At 54.5% G+C, this 25,581-nt stretch carries 5 protein-coding genes; 4 read left to right on the top strand and 1 reads right to left on the bottom strand.

The genetic code is table 11. From position 1 onward, the window contains the following. Positions 1-281 precede the first annotated feature (281 nt). The 4 genes from msrA to SH573x_RS16135 all read left to right on the top strand — a co-directional run bounded on the left by msrA (position 282) and on the right by SH573x_RS16135 (position 4,546). Entirely contained in the window at positions 282-950 is a 669-nt protein-coding gene (msrA, locus tag SH573x_RS16150; RefSeq protein ID WP_479348628.1) for a peptide-methionine (S)-S-oxide reductase MsrA, read from the top strand. 2 nt (positions 951-952) lie between these two features. Next, the gene (locus SH573x_RS16145) at positions 953-1,543 is read left to right on the top strand and encodes a Uma2 family endonuclease (RefSeq protein WP_479348627.1); all 591 of its coding nucleotides are present in this window, start codon (positions 953-955) and stop codon (positions 1,541-1,543) included. A 323-nt stretch (positions 1,544-1,866) separates the two neighbouring features. Continuing rightward, positions 1,867-3,408, top strand: a complete 1,542-nt coding sequence (locus SH573x_RS16140) for a family 43 glycosylhydrolase (RefSeq protein WP_479348626.1) — start codon at positions 1,867-1,869, stop codon at positions 3,406-3,408. A 55-nt stretch (positions 3,409-3,463) separates the two neighbouring features. Then, entirely contained in the window at positions 3,464-4,546 is a 1,083-nt protein-coding gene (locus SH573x_RS16135; RefSeq protein WP_479348625.1) for a formylglycine-generating enzyme family protein, read from the top strand. An 81-nt stretch (positions 4,547-4,627) separates the two neighbouring features. Here the strand turns inward: SH573x_RS16135 and SH573x_RS16130 are convergent, their stop codons facing one another. Then, entirely contained in the window at positions 4,628-25,519 is a 20,892-nt protein-coding gene (locus SH573x_RS16130; protein WP_479348624.1) for a cadherin-like domain-containing protein, read from the bottom strand. Between the last annotated feature and the right edge of the window lie 62 nt (positions 25,520-25,581).

The raw sequence follows: 25,581 nt of genomic DNA, 5'->3' as shown, positions 1-25,581 counted from the left end.
TTGGTGCCTTAGGGTTGCATTGGGTTCTGGATCGCGTCTAATTGATTGGACAGCGCCAGTCGGTAGCCACCGTCGCCGGTTGGTAGCCACCGTCGCCAGACGGTGGACTTAGTTGGCGAAGAAATCCACAGGTGGCAACGGATTGGTAAGAAGGCTCAGGAATTCGGTAAGACTTTGACGCGACAAGTCGTCTTAGAATTGAAGTTGGCGCACGCTTGGCTTGCACGAGTGGTTCTGGCGAGGCGTGAAGAGATCAGAATCATTGCGGGGATAAGAGAACGATGAATCTACAAACTACATCTTGGCGGTCAGCTCTGGCGGTCATTTCAATTCTTGGCGTAGCCATTGCCGCCGTACTGGCGACCGCTCAGCCTCCCGGGCCGACAGCGGATAAAACTAAACCGGCCACCACACCAGCAACGAAAGCGAAGACAAACGTGAAGACTGAAAAAGCAATTTTGGCAGGCGGATGCTTTTGGGGTATGGAAGATCTTTTTCGCAAGCAACCTGGGGTCGTCTCGACTCGAGTGGGATACTCAGGCGGCGATGTGAAGAATGCGACCTACCGCAATCACGGTACGCACGCCGAAGCCATTGAAGTTGTGTTTGATCCCAGCCAGACAGACTTCCGACAGGTGCTGGAGTTCTTCTTTCAAGTCCATGATCCTACGACCAAGAATCGTCAAGGAAACGACCGTGGCACTTCCTACCGTTCGGCGATCTACTACACCAACGACGAGCAAAAGCGGGTGGCTGTGGACACGATTGCGGATGTTGATGCATCCGGACTGTGGCCCGGTAAAGTGGTAACAGAGGTCGAACCAGCCGGCGACTTCTGGGAAGCGGAGCCCGAGCATCAGGATTACCTGGTACGAAATCCAGGTGGATACACTTGCCACTATCCTCGTAAAGACTGGGTCTTGCCCAAACGTGCGACTGTAACCAAGTGACCATGTCTACACTACCTAAACACTTCATTACTCCCGACGAGTATCTACGCTTGGAACGAAAGGCCGAGTACCGGTCCGAGTACTTTCGTGGCGAGATGTTTGCCATGGCAGGTGCATCGGCCAACCATAACTTGATCGTACTCAACACTGGCGCTACCCTGCGGGAGCAACTCAAAAAGAGACCTTGTCGAGTTTATCCCAGCGATCTCAAGTTGCGAATTGAAGCGACCGGTTTGTACACATACCCAGATCTTTCGGTCGTTTGTGGTGAACCAGAGCTGGAGTCAGATGGCGGCGATGTGCTGTTGAACCCGGTGGTTCTGGTTGAAGTCCTGTCGGATTCTACTGAAGCGTATGACCGGGGCAAGAAGTTCGAGCATTACCGTACCATTCCCAGTTTCAAGCACTATGTCTTGATTGCCCAGGATCGACACTCCATCGATTGCTTTTCGCGCCTGCCCGATGGAAGCTGGATGTTGTCCAGCTGCCAAGGACTAAATGACTCGGTCAAGCTCGACGCCATCGATTGCCATTTGTCCTTGGCAGAAGTCTACGACAAAGTGGTCTTTCAAGACATCCCGGCTACCCCGTAGACATAAGCGCGTAGCGGAACGCGTCAAGCGTTTCGGGCACTACTGCTGGCTAGCCACATGCTGTGCGTCGAAGAGTCATCTCTCTAGCTGACGAATCGTGCCTCCCTTGACGCGAGAGATCGTTCGGCTTTTTACTATCGAAATACCACGGCCACCCCAAACTTTAAAACACCATGTAACTGCTCGACTTAAAAGCTGGACGACCTCGCGAGTTCAGTGGAGGCGCATGGCTACTTGTTCGCGTGTAGTTTGCAGCACGCACAGCCAGTTGCTAACCTATACGGCACTTGGCAAGTGCTCACCCATCTAAACAGGCCCCACCTATGCGCGCTCCTTCTCTGCTGGCTGTCATCGCCTGCGCATTCAGTACGTTGGTGTTGTTGGCTTTGGATCGCCGGTCAGACAACAATCTGCAAGCGGATGAACCACGTCCAGCGACGACTTACTGCAATCCGCTTTCGCTGCCGAACTATCCGATTGGTCGGTTCGCTCGCGATCTGACCAACGGCGACGTGGGACCGGAATGGATGTGGCGTTTGGGATACAAGCAGCAATTTCGCGAACTGGCCGATGTCAGTGCGTTATGGTTTGATGGCAAGTTCTATTTGTATCCATCGGTCGATATGGCTTGGGTCAGTGAGGATCTAGGGGCAACGTGGACGCATCATCCGCTGAACGTGCGCGACCTGGGCTATGCGCCAACGATAGTTCATCATCGCGATCGATTTTTGTTGATGGCTAGCAACTCGGCCATCTATGCTTCCAAGTCCCCGCTCGGACCGTTCGAAGAGCTTGGCAAGATTGCCATCAAGCGCACTGGTCGCGCACCCGACTTCATTGATCCGATGTTGTTCTCCGACTCAGACCAGCGGCTGTATTACTATTGGGGCTGCAGTCCAGTTGGCGGGATATGGGGAGTGGAACTGGATACGAACGATGTCACGCAAGTAATTGGCACACCTCAAGAATTGATCCCATTCGACCCAGACAAATTTCCCTGGGAAGCGGTTGGCCAGTGGAATCAAAACCCGCGTGTCGGTTGGATGGAAGGCGCATGGATGCTCGAGCGGGCAGGCAAATACTACTTGACCTTTAATGCTGGGGGCACAGAGAATCGCACTTATGCGATGGGTGCCTATGTCGGCAACTCACCGCTGGGTCCTTTTCAGCCTCAGCAACGCAATCCGATACTCCGCACCGTTGATGGACTGATTACGGGTACGGCGCATGGGTCGATCATTGCAGGGCCCAAGGATGAGTTATGGGCTTTCTATAGCGTGCGCGCTAGCGTAGTTCACGCGTTTGAACGGCGGCTGGGCATGGACCGGGCTGTGGTCGACGCCAATGGTGAATTGCAAGTTCTAGGCGCCACTTCCTTGCCACAGAAATTACCGGGGCACGGAAATGACAACAGCGGTAGTAACGATGCAGGCTGGTTACCCATCAATGGCGAGATGCGCAGCCTTGGTTCCTCTCATGCGCCAAATCTGGAAGGACGTTTTGCCGTCGACAACGATCTAAAGACATGGTGGCAACCGGCCGAAGGAGACAACAGCCCCACGCTAACCACTGAATTCATGTTGCCTTCAACCATTTACGCCGTGCGCATAATATGGCGCGATGTTGGACTGGACACAAGTAAGGCTGCAAAGCCCGGCCCGATACGTTATCGTATTGAGCTGGAGACCAGTCGCGATCAGTGGACCACGCTTGTAGATCGCAGCCAAAACACCCAGGACTTGCTGATTGATTATCGCGAGTGTCCGCCCAGTGTGGGCACGCGGGCAAGATTAGTCATCCTCCAGTGGCCCACAGGCATTACACCTGGGGTAACCGAGTTCAACTTGTTTGGTAAAACCAATTAAGCCATTGACTTGCTGATTAAGAATTGGTCGTAAGACTACTTTGAAAGTACACCCGATGCGCAAGCTACTGAAATTTGTCGTGACTGCAATTCTGTTGGTACCCGTGTGCGGGCTGCATGCCGCTGAACCGAAGGTAGGCGACGCCAAGCAAGTCGACTTGGGAAATGGTGTAACGCTGGAGGTCATGTATTTGCCGCCAGGTGAGTTCATGATGGGCAGCACGCCAGCAGAGAAGTTATGGGCCACGGGCATCGAAGGTGGTGCTCAAGCGGGCACGGACCGCGAATCTTATGAAGGCGAAAAGCCTCGACTGACTCGCGTCAAGCACGGCTGCTGGATGGGCCGCACGGAAGTCAGTGTTGGTCAGTTTCGAAGATTTACGACCGAGAGCAACTACGTCACCGATGCCGAGAAACCTGATGGGAAAACTCAAGTCTTTGACACAGACTGGGACGGCTATCATCTGACTACCAACGTAGTTCATCCATGGGAGTCGGTGGCAGGCAAGAGTTGGCGAGATCCGAATTGGGGTTTTCCAAACCGCGATGACTTTCCGGTTGTGTGCGTCAGCTACAACGACATGAACGCCTTCTGCCATTGGCTGACCGAGCGTGAACGCAAAGCGGGCCGACTACCCGATGGATTGGAGTACCGTTTACCCACAGAAGCGGAATGGGAATATGGTTGTCGCGGTGGTAGCAAGGAGAGTCTCTATTTTTGGTGGGGAAATGATCTGGAAGAAGGCCAAGGTCGGCTGAACATCTCGGCAATTGATTTTCTCCCTGACCGCCAAAAGACGTGGCCGCTGGGCAAGGCGCCGTGGAGTGACGGTTTTCCCTTTGTCTCGCCGGTAGACCATTACGGTGAAAAAGGTCGCAACGGTTTCGGTTTGGCAGATATGTGCGGAGGCGTATGGGAGTTCGTCATCGACCACTTCGATCCCAAGGGTGGTCACGAAGAGATTTACTATGAAGACCCAACCAAACGTAGCGTCACTCGTCCGGTATGTCGTGGTGGGAACTACTTCGATGTGCCCGGGAATGCTCGCTGCGCAGTTCGACTGGGAATTCACAGCGTGACTTATTCCGACTCGCGAGACGGCTTCCGCATTTGCCTGGGACCGATAGTACCGCGGTAATATTCCGAATTGGACACCGTAGCCACCACTGCCAAGCGGTGGATGTCGCTGTCAACCGAGTCCACCGTCTGGCGACGGTGGCTACCTGGGACGCTTTTGTTTGGTATTGAATATGGCGTCGGCGATGTGGTCATCTTTGCTCGACGTTTCTTTGACCGCTTGAATGACCGTTAGCGGATCGAAGTATACCCACGCTGAAGCCGTCGAGGCAAACGTGGTAATTATATGACCGAGACGAAATGCCCAGATGACGACGCCCGTACTGATCACCGTCCACTTGGCGGGTTCGACGATCGATGAATAATCCTGCTGCTCGAACTGATACGGTGCCGAGAGCTCTCGTTGTTCGGTCGTAACGGTGCTATCCATGCGACGAGAGCCAGCGCGGCCGCTTTCGTCCACTCCAGCTTCTCGCGGCTGAAACGCAGTAACAACTAAGGGGTTCCAGTTTAGGCCACCAAGTTGAATGCTGGCTGCATTCTGGCTGCCCAACGAGGCCATCACTACTCTATCTAGCGCCGCAGTGCCGCTGGGGCCGCTGGTGCCAGTTTCTGCCGATTGCTGAGCCACCATGGAGCGTTCGGCAATTCTTGAATTGTCTTGATCGACATTTGAGATGCTCGCTAGCAAACGGGCACTGTCGCTCGGTTGGTTCGTACTGGAAGTGTTGCTGCTGGAGGAAGTTGATGAGTTGGTTGTCGTGTTACTGGCTGCTGCGGAACTCGGGTCACTACCGGTGGAGTTGGTTGGCCCACTGTCGAAGTTCACAGGCGGCAAGGTGACAAGGATCGTCACGGTCACCGGAGAGGAACTTAGCTCGCCATCGAATGCGCGCATCGTAAAACTGTCTTGGCCCACGAATCCAGTATTCGCAGAGTATTGAAACGTTCCGTCCGACGCAAAGCTCAACACGCCATGACTTGGACCATTGGCTAGCATGAATGCGACTTGATCGCCATCGGGATCGCTTGCGCCGCTAGTTAACAGATCACCATGGACGCTCAGCGTCTGCACGTTGTTGGTGGTGAATGAAAAGCCTGTGGCTATGGGCGCTTCGTTAACATTCACGATCGCAATTGCCCGGGTTTGTTCACTGTATGAGCCGTCGGCCGAGGTCGCTCGCACCGTGATCGTTCGCCAGGCACCATCAGCCTCGTAGTCGATCGCACCGGCTACGGTTACGACTCCAGTTGATACACCAATGGCAAATCGTCCGGCGTCACTGTTGGAGAGCGAGTAGGTTATAACATTGTTGGTTGCATCGCTGTCTGCGGCAACTGCCACAATTCCGACGGTTGTACCCACAGCAGCATTCTCAACAACCGAATTGACGCTGGCATCCGCATCGGTGACAGCGCTTACATCAAATTCATCGACATCCCCAATGACAATTGTGAAGAGTTGTGTAGAGGTAGAATTGTCACTGCTTGTCGCGCGAACGGTGATGTTATAGTTGGCAGCGACCTCGCGGTCGACGTAACCACTTAAAGTCACGATACCGCTGGTGGCGTCGATAGCGAACAGTCCACCCGCGTCGTCGTCGAGCGAATAAGAAACAGAGTCGGTACCGTCATTGTCAGTTGCCAGCGCCGTAATACCGACTCCAGCACCGGGGCTTGAATTTTCTAGGATGAAATTCGGACTGGCATCAACGTCCCCGATTGAACCAATACCCGACTCGTTCACATCGGCCAGGCTAACAGTAAGTACTTGAGTGCTATGCGAACCATCGGCAGAAGTGGCTCGAATCGTAATCGCATGACTCGTGGACGATTCGTAATCCAAAAGAGTTCCGTCAGCTACAGTGACCACTCCCGTAACGCTATCGATTGCAAAGCGACCTGCTGCGTCATCGTCTAACGTGTAGCTGACAGCATTGGTCGTCGCATCAGCATCGTACGCAGTGACGGTGATACCCACGCTCGTTCCACTGACAGCATTTTCGGCTACAAGATTGTTGGCAAGTTCGCTATCCATGGGAATGGTGACGTCGAATTCGTTAACATCGTTGACGGCGATGGTGAAGGTCTGTGTGGAAGTGGAACCATCACTCGAGGTGGCCTGTACTATTACGCTGCGCGATGCTCCATGGATTTCTCGGTCGATAGCCGCAGCGGTGGTTATCACTCCGGAGGTAGCATCGACCTGAAACAATCCGTCGGGATTGCTGGTCAGGCTATAGGTGATGGTGTTGTGGGTAGCGTCCAGGTCGAAGGCGGTGGCAGTGATTCCCACGTTTGCCCCGATGGCCACATTCTCAGCAACAGCGTCAGAGGACGTGTCAACGTCCGTAGATGCGGTAACGTTATATTCGTCCAGATCGTTGATCGTAATATTGAATGATTGGGTGGCCGAAGAGCCATCGCTGGAAGTGGCTTGAACCGTGACGCTGCGCGTTGGGCCATGAATTTCGCGGTCGATCGCCGAGGCCGTCGTGATCACTCCCGTAGTAGCATCGATCTGGAACAAGCCGTCTGGGTTATTGGTCAGGCTATAGGTGATGGTGTTATGAGTAGCGTCCAAGTCAAAGGCACTGGCGGTAATACCCACACTTGTACCGCTGGCAACGTTCTCATCGATCTCATTGGCGAATGCGTCAGCATCGGTCGGCGTCGAAACGTTGTACTCATCGATGTCATTGATCGCGATGTTGAAGCTCAGGGTTGAAGTAGAGCCATCGCTTGAGGTGGCTTGTACGGTGATACTGCGCGTCCCCCCGTGAACTTCGCGATTGATGGTGGCAGCTGTAGTTACGACACCAGTGTTCGCATCGATCTGGAACAGTCCGTCCGGGTTGTTGGTCAGGCTGAAGGTGGTCGTGTTATTGGTGGCATCCAAGTCTAAGGCGCTGGCGGTGATGCCGACATTTGTTCCAATGGTGACATTCTCATCTACTGCGTCAGTGGAGGTATCAGTATCTGTGGGTACCGTTACGTTGTATTCGTCGACGTCGTTGATGGTGATATTGAACGTTTGCGTGGCGGTGGATCCATCGCTGGAAGTGGCTTGAACTATGACACTGCGGGCCGCGCCATGAATTTCGCGGTCAATTGTGGCGGCCGTTGTTATCACACCGGTATGCGTGTCGATCTGGAACAGCCCGTCGGGGTTACCAGTCAGGCTGTAGGTGATTGTGTGGTTGGTCGCGTCCAAGTCAAATGCGTTGGCGGTGACGCCAACACTCGTACCGACAGCCACGTTTTCATCGATTTCGTTGGCGCCTGAGTCTGCGTCGGTAGGTGTGCTCACGTTGTACTCGTCGACATCGCTGACTTGTACGACAAAGTTCTTGTCAAAGAAGGCGCCACTTGCATCGGTCACGCGTACGGTTACGGCATGCGAGGCCGCCGATTCGCGGTCGAGCAGCAGTCCGTTAGCCACGCTGATTTGCCCTGAGTTGTCGATGGCGAAGCGACCATTGGCCGAATCCACCAGGCTGTAGGTAAACGACTCGCCTGCGTCGACGTCTTGTCCTGTGAGGGTACCAACGATGGTACCATCGACTGCGTTCTCATTCACCTGCAGTGCTGCACCAGTGATATCGTGCGGCGTGTCATTGACGCCTTGAATGGTGACGGTTAATTGAGTCGAGCTGGACAGGCCGCCACTGTCCTGCATCGTATAGGTAAAGACATCTTGCAACCAGTCGCCGCTGGTTCGGAGTGCTTGAACGGCGATATTATTGTTGTCGACTGAGTACGTGTAAGATCCGTTGGCCTGAACCTGGATGGCACCGTAGAGGCCATTGACGGCGGAGGCAACCGAGCCCGCTGAAGAGCCGACAATTCCTGCCGCCACGCCAATTACGGTTTGGGTATCGCCAGAGTCTATATCCGTATCGTTGCTCAACAGATTGCCGGACGGACTGGTGCCTGGAGTGACATTGTTACTTCCACCGGCTTCCACCGCGGTCGCAGAATCTGCGTTGGAATTCGGCGCGTCGTTCACATCAATTACCGTCAATGAACCTGTGGCTGAAGCGGTGCTGAATGCAGTCGTGCCCCCGCCTGTGCCAGGGTCGGCGTACGCAGGAACTCCAGCGGAGGATGTCGCGCCAGTTGTCTGATCCCAGGCGCGGAAAGTAACGGTTGCGACCTCGCCAGCGATCGCATCAGGCACGTAGCGAATCTGCGTGCTCCCATCTAGCAGCAAAGCCTGGTTGTTACCGACAGTACCAAAGTCGGTCCAGTTGGTTCCATCCAACGAATATTCCCAATTTCCGTTGCCAGTCGTTCCAGTAATCGCGACGCCGCTGGCAGCGCCGGCGTCCACATCCAGAGCACTAGAGGCAGTCAACAGGAGGTTGGCAGCAAATGGCACCGATGGTGTGTCTTCGTCCGTTGTCCCAACTGAGAACGAAACAGCATCCATAGTGGGCGCGTCGTTTACAGCGCTGACCAGAATAGATGCGGATTCCGTCGCAGTACTAAAAGCCGTTGTGCCACCGTTGATAGTGGTGTCGACTTTCATGCCCTCCGTACCAGTGGTACGATCCCAAGCGCGGAAACCAAAGCTGGCGGTCACTCCGTTGGCTTCGTCGGGCAGAAAGCGAATTCGATCGGTGTCACGCAGGAGCAGCGCAGAATCGGTGGCAACCGCTCCTATGGCAATCCAAGTGCTCCCACCATCGATTGAGTATTCCCAAATACCGTTGCCGCCGGTCAGCGACGTGACTGCGATCCCTTCCATGGCACCACTATCAAGGTCTGTCACGCGATCTCCGCCGGCCGACGAGATAATCGCAGCGATTGTGTTTCCGCTATTGAACACGTCGTCTTCGCTGATGGCAGTCAAGTTCATCGCACCCGTGTTATCCAGCACGGGGGCATCGTTGACATTCACAACTGCAATGTCGCGGAGCTGAGTATTGGAGTTCGCGTTACCGTCGTTGACAGTGAAACTGACGGTGCGTAAATCCGTCGAAGGGCTGGAGCTAGTATTTTCGTAAGTGACACTGCGAAGAGCTGCCTGGTACTGGGCCAAAGTTGCAGTACCGGTCAACGTTAGCTCACCGGTGGTTGCGTTCCACGACCCAGTGATGCCATTTTGATTAGTAAAGGCCAGGTGATCTTGACCAACAACATAGTTGGACGTTATTGCGACCACTGCTGATTCAAGAGATGAGTCGTCCACATCACTTACAACAAGGGACGAAGTCACGGCCATAGGGCCATTGCCTTGAGCATATCCCAGCGTACCAGCTTCGATGGAAACTTGTACTGGAGCATCATTTACTGCGGCGATAATAATGTCACGGCTGGTCGCCGTGGAATTCAAATTCCCGTCGTTTACATTAAAGGTGACCGTGCGGGCCAGCGTGCTTGGATTATCGCTACTGTTGGTGTAGGTAACGCTGCGCAGGGCCGCTTCATATTGGGCGGTGGTAGCGGACCCGGATAGCGTCAAAGTGCCCGAACCGCTATTCCAGACTCCGCTTATACCAAACTGGTTCGTAAAGTTGAGAATGTCTTGGCCAACGGCATAGTTGCCAGTGATTTGGATCACGGCAGAGCTGATATGGGCATCGTCGAGGTCGGTGACCGCCAACGTGGATGTAATTGCGACTGGACCATCGTTTTCGGTATAGGCCAGTGGCGAGCCCTCGATGCCAGACTGCGTCGGTGCATCGTTGGCGCCTTGAATGGTAATCGTCAGCTGCGTCGAGCTCGCCAGCCCGAGGTTATCTTCCATGGTGTAGGTAAAAACATCTTGTAGCGTATCACCGGTTGAGCGGAGTGCTTGAACTGCGGCATTACTATTGTCGACGACAAAAACATACGAACCATCGGCGTTGACAGTGATCGAGCCAAAACTGCCTAGGATGCTCGACCCGACGTTGCCGGTAGCATTCGCAAAAGATCCAGACGCGACACCGACAACTATCTTAGTCTCACCGTGACCAACGCTGTCCGGATCTGTGTCATTATCGAGCACGTTACCGACAGCGTTGCTGCCGGAAGTGCCATTGCTAACTCCACCAGCTTCGATGGCCAGTCCGTTGTCTGCGACGGCGGTAGGAGCATCGTTGGCACCTTGAATAGTGATAGTTACAGTAGCGGTACTGGTTAAGCCTGCCGCGTCTGCGACCGTGTAAGTAAAGACTTCGCTGAGTGTCTGCCCACTCAATCGCAACGCTTGAACCGCAACATTGTTGTCATCGACGATATATGTGTATGTACCATCCGCGTCGATAGTCAATGAACCGTAAGTGCCCGTGACCCCAGCGCCTGCCGGTCCGGAACCAGTGGATGCAGCACCTGCCGTTACTCCCACCACGGTTTTCGTATCGCCCAAGTCCACGTCATCATCGTTAGCCAGAACGTTTCCAGTTCCCTGACTGCCTGTCACAGTATTATTTGCTCCGCCGGCTTCAATGGCAGTCGCGGTGTCGTTGCTGGCAACCGGAGCATCGTTTTGACCCGTGATGTGAACAGTGATCGTCGCCAGACTGCTCAGTCCACCCGCGTCAGTTACTTGATATGTAAAGTATTCCGTGACAGTGTCGCTGACAGTTCGCAGGGCTTGGACGGCAGCGTTACTATTATCGACAATAAAGTTGTAGCTGCCGTTGGACTGGATGGTGATCGAGCCGTAGGTTCCAAGCACGGCTGAGCCGACATGTCCGCTGGCAGAGGCCTGGGTGCCCGCGACGACGCCGCTGACCGTTTTGGTATCGCCAGAGTCCACGTCGGTATCGTTGGTTAAGACATTGCCCGATCCACTGGAACCTGCCGTGCCATTGCCGTAGCCTCCGGCCTCGATAGCAGTGGTGGTGTCGTTGACCCCTACGGGAGCATCGTTGGCGCCTTGAAGTGTAACCGTAACCTGGGTTGTGCTCGACAACCCACCGGCATCGGTCATGGTGTAGGTGAATACATCGACAAGCGTGTCCGTCGCCAGACGCAGGGCCTGCACGGAGGCATTGTTATTGTCAATGACGTAACTGTAAGACCCGTCTGCGTTGAGGGTGATCGCTCCATACACTCCTGCAACACTGGCGGCCACATTCCCAGAAGCGTTGGCTTGAACCCCGGCTACAACACCGGTGACTGTTTGCGTTTCACCGTTAGCCAGGGAGTCGACGTCGGTGTCATTCGTCAGAACGTTGCCGGTGCCGACGCTGCCCGCAGTGCCGTTAGCAGTTCCGCCTGCTTCGGCCGCTAGGGCGCTATGATCGGCCACAGCCGTGGGTGTGTCGTTAGCGCCTTGGATAGTGATGGTAACTTGCGTGGTCGAACTCAGGCCCCCATTGTCGACGACGGTGTAACTGAACACATCGTGCAAGTTTTGGCCGGACGTGCGCAGAGCTTGGACAGAGCTATTGTTTTCATCAATTACGTATGTGTACGTGCCATTGATACCGATGGTGATCGATCCGAAACTGCCCGCAACGGATGCTCCAACAGAGCCCGAGGTGCTCGATTGCACACCGGCGGCGACTCCGCTGACTACTTGAGTGTCTCCGGCATCGACATCCGTGTCATTGGTCAAAACATTTCCTGTAGCATTGGTACCTGTCGTGGCATTTGCCAGTCCGCCGGCTTCTACGGCCGTATTGTTATCGACTACAGCTACCGGCGCGTCGTTGGCACCATGAATTGTTAATGTTAGCTGAGTGGTCGAAGTGAGACCTGCTGCATCGACGACGGTATAGCTGAAGACATCGTTAAGAGTTTGAGTTGTCAGTCGCAGTGCTTGAACAGCCGTGTTGTTCTCGTCGATGGCGTAACTGTAGCTGCCATCGCTATTCAAGGTGATCTGTCCATAACTGCCAGCTATCGACGCACCAACCGAACCACTGGTTGATGCCTGCACCCCAGCGGCTACACCGCTGACGGTCGTAGTATCGCCCGTGTCATATTCCAGGTCATTGGCGATGACGTTGCCAGTCGCGCCACTTCCAACCATGCCATTGCTAGTTCCCCCGGATTCATAAGCATCGTTACTGTCCGAGAAAGCGACCGGAGCATCATTACGCCCGCGGATGGTGAGTGTTACTTGTGTGGTGGCGGTGGCACCTGCGCTGTCTTGGGTTGTGTAGGTAAAGACATCGGTTAGAGTGTCACTGTTGGTTCTCAGGGCCTGGACTGCCAGGTTGTTGTTATCAACGACATACGTGTATGAGCCGTTCGAAGCGATACTGAGTGAACCGTAGGCTCCCGCCACTGCCGAGCCAACCGAACCGGACGCACTGGCGGCAGTACCCGCGGAAACTCCACTGATCGAGAGGATATCGCCACTATCAACGTCGCTATCGTTAGTGAGTACGTTGCCGGTAGGGTTCGTACCCGCATTGCCATTGGCTGTTCCCCCCGCTTCGATGGCCTCGGCGAAATCGGCAACGACGGTAGGGGTATCATTGCTGCCTTGGATCGTAACCGTAACCTGTGTAGAAGACGACAATCCTCCAGCATCCGTGACTGTATAGGTGAAGACATCTACCAGCGTGTTGCCCGAAGTTCGCAACGCTTGGACCGCCGCATGGTTGTTGTCGACGGTGTAACTGAAAGTTCCATTGGCGTCGATCTGCACGGAGCCATAGTTGCCGGAGACAGAAGTCGCTACATTCCCATTGGCACTTGCTTGCGTACCAGCGGCGACGCCTGTGACGGTTTTGGTTTCACCATTGGCAAGCGAGTCAACATCCGTGTCATTGGTCAATACGTTGCCGGTGGGATTTGTTCCCGATGTTCCATTGTTGATGCCGCCGGCTTCGACTGCCGCAAATTGATCGGCGACAGCCAGTGGATTGTCGTTGGCCCCTTGAATCGAGATCGTCAGGGTTGCGGTAGACATCGCTCCGGCGGTGTCTTCTATGCTGTAGGTGAAAATGTCGGCTAGCGACTGACCGCTCGTTCGCAGCGCCTGGACGAAAGGATTGCTCTCGTCGACAGTGTACGTGTAGGAACCGTCAGCGCTGAGCACGATGGCGCCGTAGTTGCCATCGGTCGAGGCACCTACATTGCCCGTGGCACTGGCGGATGGACCTGCCACGATACCAATGACATGCTTGGTGTCATCTGCGTCAACGTCGGGATCGTTATCTAGAACATTGCCAGTCGCATCACTACCCGCTGACGCATTGTTTAAGCCACCGGATTCAACCGCGATTGCCTGGTCGTCGTCCGCGACAGGCGCATCGTTGGCACCGTCAATCGAAATCGTTACCTGAGTTGAAGCGAAATAGCCGAGTGCATCTTGAAATGTGTAAGTGAAAATATCAGTTAAGTGATCGCCACTAGTACGCAAGGCTTCGACAGCGGCGGACGAATTGTCTAATGTGTAGACATAGTCTCCGACGGCAGTAATCGTAAGCGAACCGTACAAGCCGCTGACGGGAGTGTTGACATTTCCAGAGGCTGACGCCTGAAAACCGGCTTCCACTCCAGTTAACGTATTACCATTGGGAGCGGAATCGTTGGCAAACACGTTACCGGAGGGAGTAGTTCCAGGTGACGAGTTATTGAATCCTCCTGCTTCATCGCTGACTGCGAAGTCGACGTTGGCGAAAGGCAGGTCGTCTGCGCCATCAATCGTAATGAGAATTGTCGTCGTCGACGTCGCTCCCGCTAAGTCCTGTATCGTATAGGTGAACGATTCGCTGAGCGACTGTCCAGCGTTAAGCGCTTCGACGGTGGCGTTATTGTTGTCCAGCGAATAGGTATAGCTGCCATTGGCGTTGATGACAATCGATCCAAAGGTCCCGACAACAGATGTGCCAACCGCTCCAGCGGCAGCCACCTGTACTCCTGCCGCTACACCGATGACGGTTTTGGTATCCCCTGCGTCCACATCAGTATCGTTGGTTAGAACATTGCCAGTTGGATCATAGCCCGAGACGCCATTGCTTATGCCACCGGCTTCCACGGCAGTGGCTGCGTTGGCTATTGCAGTTGGGGCATCGTTGGCGCCTTGGATGGTAATGCTCAAAGTCGCAGTAGCATTCAGCCCTCCTGCGTCGGTCATGGTGTAAGTGAAACGTTCGGTGAGAGTATTGGTGGAATGCCGTAGGGCTTGCACCGCCGCGTTGCTGTTATCTACAACGTAGCTATAGCTACCGTCTGCGGCTAGGACAATAGAGCCATAGGCACCGGACAAGCTGACTCCCACAGATCCACTTGCATTGGCCGCCGAACCAGCCACAACTCCAATTACTGTCTGGCTATCTCCAACATCCAAGTCGGTGTCGTTGGCAAGCACATTGCCAGTGGGGTTGGTACCCGCCGTGCCGTTGGCAAGGCCGCCCGCTTCGACTGCCACGACAGTATCATCGGCAGCAGTTGGTGCGTCATTGGCTCCCTGTATCGTGACTGTGATTTGTGTAGTCGACGCTAACCCGGCTGCGTCCTGCATTGTGTAAGTGAAAACATCGCTCAGCGTATCGGAACTGGTACGGAGTGATTGCACAGCCAGGTTGCTGTTGTCGACTGTGTAAGTGTAGTTACCAACGGAGTTGATCGAGATCGTTCCGTAGGCACCTGCAATGGTCGAGCCAACACTGCCAGCAACCGACGCGTGAACGCCGGCTTCAACTCCCACGACCGTCTTGGTATCACCTCCGTCCACGTCGATGTCGTTGCTCAGCACGTTACCGGTGGGATTTGTTCCGGCGATACCGTTCGCAAATCCACTGGCTTCGATCGCAGTTGCATTATCAACAGCAGAATCAGGTGCGTCGTTCGCGCCACGGATCGTCACTACGATTTGCGTTGATGAAAAGGCGCCGCCGGTGTCTTCGATAGTGTACGTGAACGTATCTGTTAGCGCCTGACCGCTGGTCCGCAGCGCTTGAACGATCGCGTTATCGTTGTCGACGGTATACACATAACTGCCATCAGCGTTTATTTGTATCGATCCGTAAGTACCAGTTACGGCACTTGCTACGTTGCCTGCGGCCGAAGAGACGACTCCTGCAGCGACACCAGTGACATCGAAGGTGTCTCCAATATCAACATCCGTATCATTGGTTAGCACGTTTCCGACGGGATCACTGCCTGCCGAACCATTCGCGTAACCGCCTGCTTCGTTGGCGTCGGCCGTATCCATTACAGCTACGGCGGCGTCGTTTACTGAGCTCACCACTATTTGAGCCAAAGCAGACTGCGATGAAAACGCAGAAGTGCCACCATGGCTGGTAGAGTCAGCCAGCTGAGGATTGCCGCTGGTCGAAGCTGTCCCGCTGGTCGTATCCCAGGCACGGAAGCTGAAGGTAGCGGTTTCGCCGTTTAGCCCATCGGGTTGATAACGTACCAGGGTCGAACTACTCAGGAGCAAACTACCGACCGGCGTTGGTGCACCAAAGTTTGTCCAAGTTCCTCCCGAGAAATACTGCCAGTTTCCATGTCCCGCAACTCCTGTAACGGCGATGCCCTGGATGGCTCCCACATCAACATCTGCCCAGCCGGAGTCGGCTAGCAGGGAGGTGACAGTCCGGCTTGGAGATGGCGTATCCTCATCTGTTCCGATCAGAACGGCGACCGCAGAATCAGTGATCGTAGGCGCATCATTGACCGCCGTGACTGTAATGGACGCGATCTCTGTGGCTGAGCTGAAAGCCGTGGTGCCACCATGGCTGGACGAATCCACTTTGTTGCCAGCACTGCCGGTTGTCTGGTCCCAAGCACGAAAGGTGAAGTTGCCTGAGGTGGCGTTCTGCTGGTTGGGCATGAAACGAACATAATCGCTACTGCGCAACAATAAGGCCGAGTTGTCTGCTACGACCCCCACGTCGAACCAGTCTGTTCCATCCAGCGAATACTGCCAGATACCATTTCCACTGTTGAGCGATGTTACAGCGATGCCTTCGAGTGCAGCGTTGTCCACATCGGTAATTCGGTCACCACCGGCTGACGCCATGATCGAGGCGACTGTCTGTCCCGAGTTTGCTGTCTGATCTTCGTTGATCGCAGTCAACGTCATACTGCCGCTGTTGTCCAATTCAGGCGCGTCGTTGACTGAGGTGACTGTGATCGAAGCCGTCTCTACGCCTGTGCTGTAGGCGGTCGTACCACCATTATTTGACGCATCTACTTTATTGCCGGCACTGCCTGTGGTTTGATCCCATGCGCGAAAGGATATATCACCTGCCGTAGCATTCTGTTCATTGGGGACAAAGCGAATGAAGTCGCTGTCGCGAAGTAGCAGAGCCGAGCTGTCCGCAACGGCTCCAATATCGATCCAGTTGCTACCATCGAGTGAGTATTGCCAGGTTCCGTTGCCACTGCTAAGCGATGTTACAGCTATGCCTTCCAGTGCGCCACTGTCGACATCAGTGATGCGGTTGCCGCCGGACGAGGCCAGCATCGAGGCAACCGTTTGACCCGGATTAGTGGTCTGATCTTCGTTAACCGTGGCCAAGACCATATCGCCACTGTTGTCTAGCTCGGGTGCATCGTTGACCGCAGTTACGGTTATCGAGGCAAACTCTGTAGCCGTGCTGAACGCTGTTGTTCCACCGTGGACGGTTGAGTCCACTTTGCTTCCCACGCTGCCTGCAGTTTGATCCCAAGCCCGGAAGGTGAAGTCTGCGGTGGTGCTGTTCTGACCGTTTGGTACAAAACGCACATAGTCGCTGCTACGTAGAAGCAGAGCAGAGTTATCGGCTACCGTGCCGACGTCGAGCCAGTTGGTGCCATCGAGCGAATATTGCCAAGAACCGTTGCCGCTGTTGAGCGAAGTAATTGCGATGCCTTCAACTGCGCTGACATCGACATCCGTTATACGGTCAGCACCCGAGGAGGCGATGATGGATGCCACCGTCTGGCCCAAGTTACTTGTTTGGTCTTCTGTGATAGCGCTGAGCGTGGTGACACCCGAAGAGTCGAGGACTGGCGCGTCGTTCACAGGCGTGATGTGAACTTCTACTGCACCCAAGGAAACATCGCCACTCCCTCCGCTACCCGTGTTACCGTTATCATTGACGATCACATACAGTATGTCAGCAGTCGTTCCATTCAAGTTGAGCGTTGGATGTTGGTAGCGCAAATTGCTGGCGACATTCAGATACGCATTTAAGTCATTCAACGTCCCGGTTAGTTCGATGTAGTCCGAACCACTGCCCGAAATGGATACTCCTACGGCACTCGCAGCCGTTAGATGTCCCCCGATGTCGGAGGAGAGCTTGAGAGTCAGTAGTCCTCCGTTGGCGTCGATATCGCTCAGGTCAATCGACGATAAGTCGACATTGCTTAACACGTCTTCCAAGACTGTGACGCTGGCTGGCAGGCTACCGGAATTGAAGGGAGCATCATTGACAGCGGACACCGAAATTGACGCGGTTTCAGATTCAATGCTAAAGGCGGTCACACCACCGCCTGCGGACGAGTCTACTTTGTTACCTGCACTGCCGGAGCTTTGGTCCCAAGCGCGAAAGGTAAACTCACCAGTAGTGGCGTTCTGTTCGTTGGGCACAAATCGCACATAGTCGGTACTGCGTAACAGCAAAGACGAACTATCGGCCACCGCCCCAATGTCGAGCCAGTTGGTACCATCCAGCGAGTATTGCCAGGTTCCATTGCCACTGCTAAGCGACGTGATGGCGATGCCTTCAACTGCTCCGCTGTCCACATCGGTAAGGTGATCACCACCGGCCGAAGCCAGGATCGAGGCGACCGTTTGGCCCGCATTGGTCGTTTGATCCTCCGTGATCGTCGTCAGAGTCATATTGCCGCTATTGTCTAGCTCTGGCGCGTCATTTACGGCAGATACAGTTATCGAAGCGACTTCGGTGGCCGTACTGAAGGCTGTGGTACCACCGCTGGCGGACGAATCAACTTTGCTACCGACACTCCCCGCGGATTGATCCCAGGCGCGAAACGTGAAGTCACCCGACGTTGCATTTTGCCCGTTAGGCACAAAACGCACGTAATCGCTGCTTCGCAGAAGCAGGGCGGAGTTATTTGCTACTGTCCCGAAGTTGATCCAGGTCGAGCCATCGAGTGAGTATTGCCAGGTTCCATTACCACCATTGAGTGACGTGATGGCGATACCTTCGACCGCACCACTATCGATATCGGTAATGCGATCGCCACCCGACGAAGCGATGATGGAGGCCACAGTTTGCCCTGAGTTACCTGTTTGATCCTCGGTTATCGTGGCCAAGGTCAAATTGCCGCTGTTATCCAGTTCCGGGGCATCGTTCTGACCGGTGATATGGATGACGACGGAAGCTGTGTCGGTGTTGCCGGCGCCATCTGAAACGGTGTAGGTAAAAGTATCAGTCGCAGTTTGTCCACTGGCTAGCGATTCAAATGCCGTGCTACCGTCATAAGTGTAGCTGCCATCGGCCTGTAAGGTAATGATCGCGCCTGAGGGAAGCGTAAACGCAGCGCCAATCGCTGCGCTATTACCATTAACATGTGTAATCGTCACCGAGTCGTTGTCGAGATCGCGGTCGTTTGCCAGTAAGCCATCGCCTGCGGCGACAGTTAGCATGTCGTCTTCGTTGGTTGAGTAGCCCACGCGGCCGGGTTCTTGGCTGGCAACTCCTCCGCCCAGCAATCCGTGATTGCCATAGCCACTTAAGTCGGTGACTGTTGCCCCGCTGCCGCTGAACGAATAGTAGGCGACCAGACCCGTACTAGGTCCCGACGGTGGATTGCGCAGCGTGTCGTTAATTTCAGTCTGCGTGCGCACGGTGTTCCAGATACGGACCTCATCAATGGCGCCGTCAAAGTATTTGCCCGATGGCAGGTTCATGCGACCGCCGATGTACAAGTCGTTCATTCCGACATAGGCATCACCAATCAGGCCTGAGCCAGCGAACACGTCAACGATCTCGCCATTGACATAGGTCGTGACCGTGCCATTGTCATAGGTAACAGCGACGTGCGTCCACTGTCCCGTCGCGATGGTATAGCCGGTGTTGTGCCAGTTCCAGCCTGGTGAACTGTTGGCGAACGCCCATCGCAGGGTGCCATCAGGATGAATGGCTAGTTCGTATTCGCCTTCTTTATTGATGATCATCTGATTGACGTTGGCCGACGGGTCGGCCCGAAACCACGCTTCCATGGTCATCGTGTCGGACATCGTCAGACTAGCGCTGTTGGCAATCGTAACTTGATCATTCAGGCCGTCAAATTCGACGTACCCATCGTCGTTCTGAGCCAGCACAGGACCATTGACGGCTAGTTGCGTGGCAAATTCGGAGGTCTCGTTGGTCGTCGTATCGGTAGCCGTGGCAGTAATCAGATGATCAGCATCTACATGATTGGCTAACGTCGAGTCGATGGTTGCATTGCCGTTGGCATCTGTCGTTATAGTAGCTGAGCCCAGATAGACCTGGCCCTGCCCTGCTCCGCTGGCATACGAGAAACTCGACGAGAAGAACTCAATGCGATACGTTCGATTGGCAGCCGAATTGAAACTGCCAGTGACACGTATTTGGCTGCCGTCGCTTACCGCTGTGCTGAGCACGGGGAAGTTTTGCAACGAATTGCCACCAACGTCGATATCGTCGGCATCATTGGCTGTGACATACGGAGCGGTGCCGAAGGATGTATTCTCTCCCGAGGCCAGCAGGTCGATGCCCAGGCTGCCACTGGCCGCTGCGCCCTGTCTGGAGAGGATTGTGCCATTGCCGTAGATCGAGTTCTGAGAGAATTCGATAGACTGTGCGCCGTCGTTAACTGTTATGCCTGCTCCATAGTTATTGGCAATAATATTTTGACTGATGGTGACTGCATATGTGCCACTTCGAATAGCGATGGCATCATACTGCACGTGCGGTCCAGTAATTGGGCCGACACCATTGCCTACGATCGTATTGTCGAGAATGGAGATATTGTTGGCTGAACCCGAGAGAATGATCGCCTGGGTGGATGAACCCGAGATGAAATTCCCTTGGATCGTAATGCCAGTGGATCCGTTCAATGCAATGGCATCGCCATTGCTGTAGTTGTAGCCACTATCGATGAAGTGATTGCCAGCAATGAGCCAACCATCCGTATTCAATGAGCCGTAGAACCCCGTGGCTTGTGAGTACGCGAGGATGTTGTTAGTCAGCACACCATTGTCTGCTCCCAGCGATTGAACATTTTGAAGGTTGTTCAATGACGCACCGGGGTCGACAATTGATGTTGGACCAGTTCCAAATACGTTATGTTGAATCAGAGCATTTTCGAATCCACCGTTGAGCAAGATCGCTGACGTGCTTGAGAAACCGACCATGGAGAAGCCTTGAATTGTCACATCGTCGGCCGAAACGGTTAGTCCTGTAAATCCACTGCTCCCAACGATGGCAATCTCCGGTCGCTCCACCAATGTCAGCGATTGTGAGTTAGTGCCGACATATTCGATGTCGCCCAGCATTCCTGGATTGACGTTTCCACCAAACGCAGTTTGGCTCATACCATCCAAGATGACCGCTTCTGTGATGGCAGGCAGAGAAGCGGTTAGTGAGATTTGCCAGTAGGCATCGACGCCGGCCGTGCCAGTGAAGCCTGCTTCGGTGTTGAGCAGCTGAAAGGTGATGGTGTCCGTGCCGAGAGAATTGTTGGCAGCGATTATGGCTTCACGGAGCGATATCTTACCGTCAGTGCCGCCTTGAACTGCATATAACTGTTCAATCGTGTAGGCAACTCCCAAACCCGAATCGTCCGTGTCGGAGGTGGTCGTCACCGCCAAGAGAGTGCTCTGGATATCCACCACGGTGATGGTGAGTGTTTGCGTATCCGTATGAACGCCATCGTTCACTTGGACCAGCACTTCATAGATATTGTCGGAGTTGGCGTCAGCTGGCAACTCGTAGTCCGGTGGAGTTACAAAACTTACAACACCTGCGATATCAATTTGGAAGAGGGCTGCGTCGGCGCCGCCGGCGATGCTGTACGTGAACGTGTCGCCTGGCAGATCACCATCGGTTATGGTCAGGTTAGTTACATGCGTGAGAGTCTCGCTGATGCTGACCGCTGCTGTGGGCCCGCCGCCATCACTGGTGATTACCACTGCCTGGTCGTTGACAGGCGTGACCGAGATATTGAACGTACCTGTGGAAGTCGTCCCCGACCCGTCATCGACCGTAAAGGCAAAACTTTCGATGAAGGACTCAGCGCCGTTATGATCGTAAACGATAAGGCCGGCGTTTAAGTCGGCTTGAGTAAACGTACCGGAGGCCCCTAGCGCAACGCCGCTGCGGCGCAGTGTGCCAGTGGTGGTCGCCGATGTCAGAGTATACGTTAGCTGCGACGCAGAGTGATCCACATCTGTCGTCAGTAACATAGCGCTGGTAATGACGTTGCTCGTCGAATTTTCAGCGACTGTGATGCCAAGGTTCGTCGCCAAGACTTGTTCGTCGTTTACTTCTGTGACGGTTATGGAAGCTGTCTCGGTGGCCGTACTAAAAGCGGTGGATCCGCCACCGGATGCGGTGTCTTGCTTGGTACCGGCGGTGCCTGACGTTTGATCCCAAGCTCGGAAAGTGAAATCGGCGGAGGTGCCCGAGTTGGCGTTGGGCACAAAGCGAACTAAGTCACTACTTCGCAACAACAGAGCTGACGAAGTCGACACACTACCTACATCATTCCAGTTGGTGCCAGCGTTGGTTGAATACTGCCAGGTGCCGTTTCCACTGTTGAGCGATGTGATGGCGATACCCTCTTGTGCGCCGCTATCCACGTCGGTGATGCGGTTTCCACCGGCACTTGCGATAACAGAAGCAATCGATTGGCCTGAGTTATTGGTCGCGTCTTCGGTAATGGTAGTGAGGGTCATCGATCCGGAATTATCCAATACCGGCGCGTCGTTAACCGAAAAAATTGAGGTGGACGCAGTGGCTGTACTGGTGCTGAAAGCCGTAGTACCGCCCCCGACGCCTGGGTTGACATACGACGGGCTTCCGGTGGATGAGGCACTGCCCGTGGATTGGTCCCAAGCGCGAAATTGGATGGTGGGCGACTCACCATTCATGTTGTCGCCCACATAACGTAACCACGATGTGCTGCTCAGCAGCAAAGCACTACTGCTGTTGACCGTGCCGAGATCAGTCCAGTTGGAGAGGTCGGTTGAGAATTGCCAGGTACCGTTACCGGTGGTACCGACAATTGCCATCCCTCGTACGGCACTCGTGTCAACGTCGTTCCAGCCGACAGAGTTAACTACGCCGCTGACACCAAATCCAGCCGATGCACCATCCTCGGAGTACGATGCACCCATACCGACCGTAGCGCCTCCTGTAATCGTCGGCGCATCATTCACTGAGCTCACGTCGACCGTAATGGTGTTGCTAACTGTACTGAAGGCAGAGCTGCCGCCTGTGGAGGTAGCGTCGACTTTAGTACCAGCTGAGCCGGCGCTCTGATCCCAAGCTCTGTAGTTTACAAACGTCACCCCGCCGTTGGCGTTATCGGGGGTGAATCGCAATTGGTCGGAATCTCGTAGTAGCAAGGCGCTGCTGGACGAGACTGATCCAACGGCGGTCCACGTGGAACCTCCGTTCGTACTATATTCAAGCAATCCCCCAGCACCACTTAGACCAACAATGGCGATACCTTCAACGGCGCCCGCGTCGACATCGGTAACGCTGCTGCTGAGCAAAGCAGACACCACTGCAGTATAGGGCGCTGCATCTTCCGACATTGACATTGTTGGGGTTGCAGTAGTCATCACCGGCGCATCGTTAACGGCGTTGACCTGCAAGTTTGCGGTGTCGGTGGCAGTGGAAAAGGCGGTAGTTCCACCATTGGTAGTCGTGTTGGCTAGTGCACCGTTGCTGCCCGTAGCGCGATCCCAAGCGCGAAAGGTGATCGCATTGGTGATCGTACCGTTGTAGTTTGAATTTGATTGAAAATAGAGGCGAGTGTTTCCATCGGCAGCGAGAAGTCGCGCGCTGGTAGTACTGACAGCACCCAGCGAGATCCAGTTCGACCCTCCGTCGATACTGTACCACCAGGTGCCGTTGCTCGTGTCAGCGGCGGTGATGGCTACGCCTACTTGCGAACCGCTGCTATCTGTGACGTTGTCGAGCTGACCGGCTGGCGTGGAAAGATCTACCAAGCTGGAGATCAGCGTGCCTACGGCGCCAGCTGGTGCTCCGCTGTCTTCGTTTTGAGTTGTTAAGACGGGGCTCTTAGAATTGTCTAAAACGGGAGCAACGTTGAGCTCGAATGACCCAATGTCTGGCGCCCCATCGCGGATGACACCGCGGATATCGGTGGATGGAGCCCCGCTTGGATTGCCGCCCCCTTGAGCTAACCCGCCGCCGCTTATTACATACACGTAGTGGCCAGAATCAGCGTCCAGGGTTAGTGCAGGTATAGTTAGTGTGCCCGAATAGTCGCTGCCAGCCAGCGAGAAGCCGGAGTAAGACTCGATGATGTTGTAACCGCCTGACGTGATGGCCCCGTGGACATCGTCTCCTCCATACAGACTCGAGTTGTCAGCCACGACTGAGCTACCAAGAGTTACTGTGCCACCGGATCGGTAGATGCCGCCGCCATTGCCCCAATCGCTGGTGTTGTCGCCGATAGTACTGAAATTGATATTGACGGTACCGCCGGTAACTCGAATCGCACCGCCATCGTAAGTGGCAGAATTGTTGGAAATCGTAGCATTTACAATCGTCGTCGTTCCTCCCACGACATTGATTGCGCCACCACTGTTGGCATTGCTATTGAGGATGGAAACACGACTGAGCGAAGTTGTACCTGACGAGTAAATCGTGCCGCCTTCATTGCTACCCACAGCGTTGGAGTCAAAAACAACGTTCGTAGCTGTCAGCGATCCAAGATTGTAAACAGCGCCACCTGGATAGTTACCACCGCTGCCGCCTGTCAGGGTGAGTGTGTCGAGAGCTAGAGTTCCGCCTGCGGTTACTTCGAATACGCGGTCAGACATGCCACTAGCTTGAATAATGGTCAATCCGACTCCACTACCGCTGATGGTGATATTGGTTGTAATGTCGAGATCGCCGGTTGCTGCTGCCCCTTCACCATCGCCTGAGATAGAAAGATTGTAAGTCCCAGCGCCCAGGATGATTGTGTCTGACCCAGCCGTGTTATTGGCTGCGATGATTGCTTCACGCAACGAGATACCGGTCCCACCGGGACTCGATTGCAGGTTCGAAATACTGCTAGTGTTGCCGTTGTTCTCATCTGACGTAGTCGTCACCGTGATTGTCGCTAGTGTGCTGTTCCAGGACTCCTGTAAAGAATCGGATGCAAAAATTTCAGTTTCGATTGACCCCGATGCATATTCGAGTTGCCAGTCGCCACCCAACGCAGCGGCGCCAGTGAGATTGTCACTGGCAGCGACATCCGCGCCGGTTGTGAGCGCCAATAACTCGATCAGCTGCTGACCTTGCTGGGATGAAGCTACATCGCAACCGTAAATGAGGATGTCAGCATCGGCGCCCAGAGCCATGCCCCAACGACGCAAGGTCTCTGTATTCTGCCACAGACTGGTTTCGTCCAGCCAACCGTTGCCAAGTTGGATCGCTGCATCAGATCCGTGCGAAACCAGGTGGATTGCATCCAGATCCGCATACTGTAACAAAAGCTCGTCGAGTTGCTCAAAGCCGCTGCGACTATTGTCAAGTACCACATACTCGTAGTTGATCCCTGGGTTGGATTCTAGACTGTTGAGTATGCTATCGAAATCATCTAGCCCACTTTGAAGGACGACCAGTTCGCGACGCTCAGGGGGCGTGTTTTGGTCCGTGTCATCGCTTTGGTCAACTTCATCGAGTGGCTGCTGGATCGGCGAGTTGCTGATCGATGGCGACAGGTCAAGTGGGGCTGAGAGCGTGTCCTGATTTAACTCCGCTTCCACCAGAGCCAGAAGCGAATCGACTTCGGCCTGCGAGATTTGTATATCCGCAAAGCCTGCCGTGCCATCAAGATCAATGGGCATGGCGGTCGCGGAATAGAGCAGACGATCTTCGAGCCAACAGGCTTCGATTTGAATGGTACTCGGTGTCGCTGATCGTCCCAACACCTTTTGGGTTAAGTCGCGCAGACCTTCAAAGTACTTTCTAATCATCCGACCCCTCAACTCAACACATATGCATCCGGGCAGTGTCTGCGCCTGGTAGTCGGGCTGCG

This window comes from Rania fehmarnensis, assembly GCF_056494185.1.
This window is presented reverse-complemented; position numbering and strand designations above follow the sequence as displayed.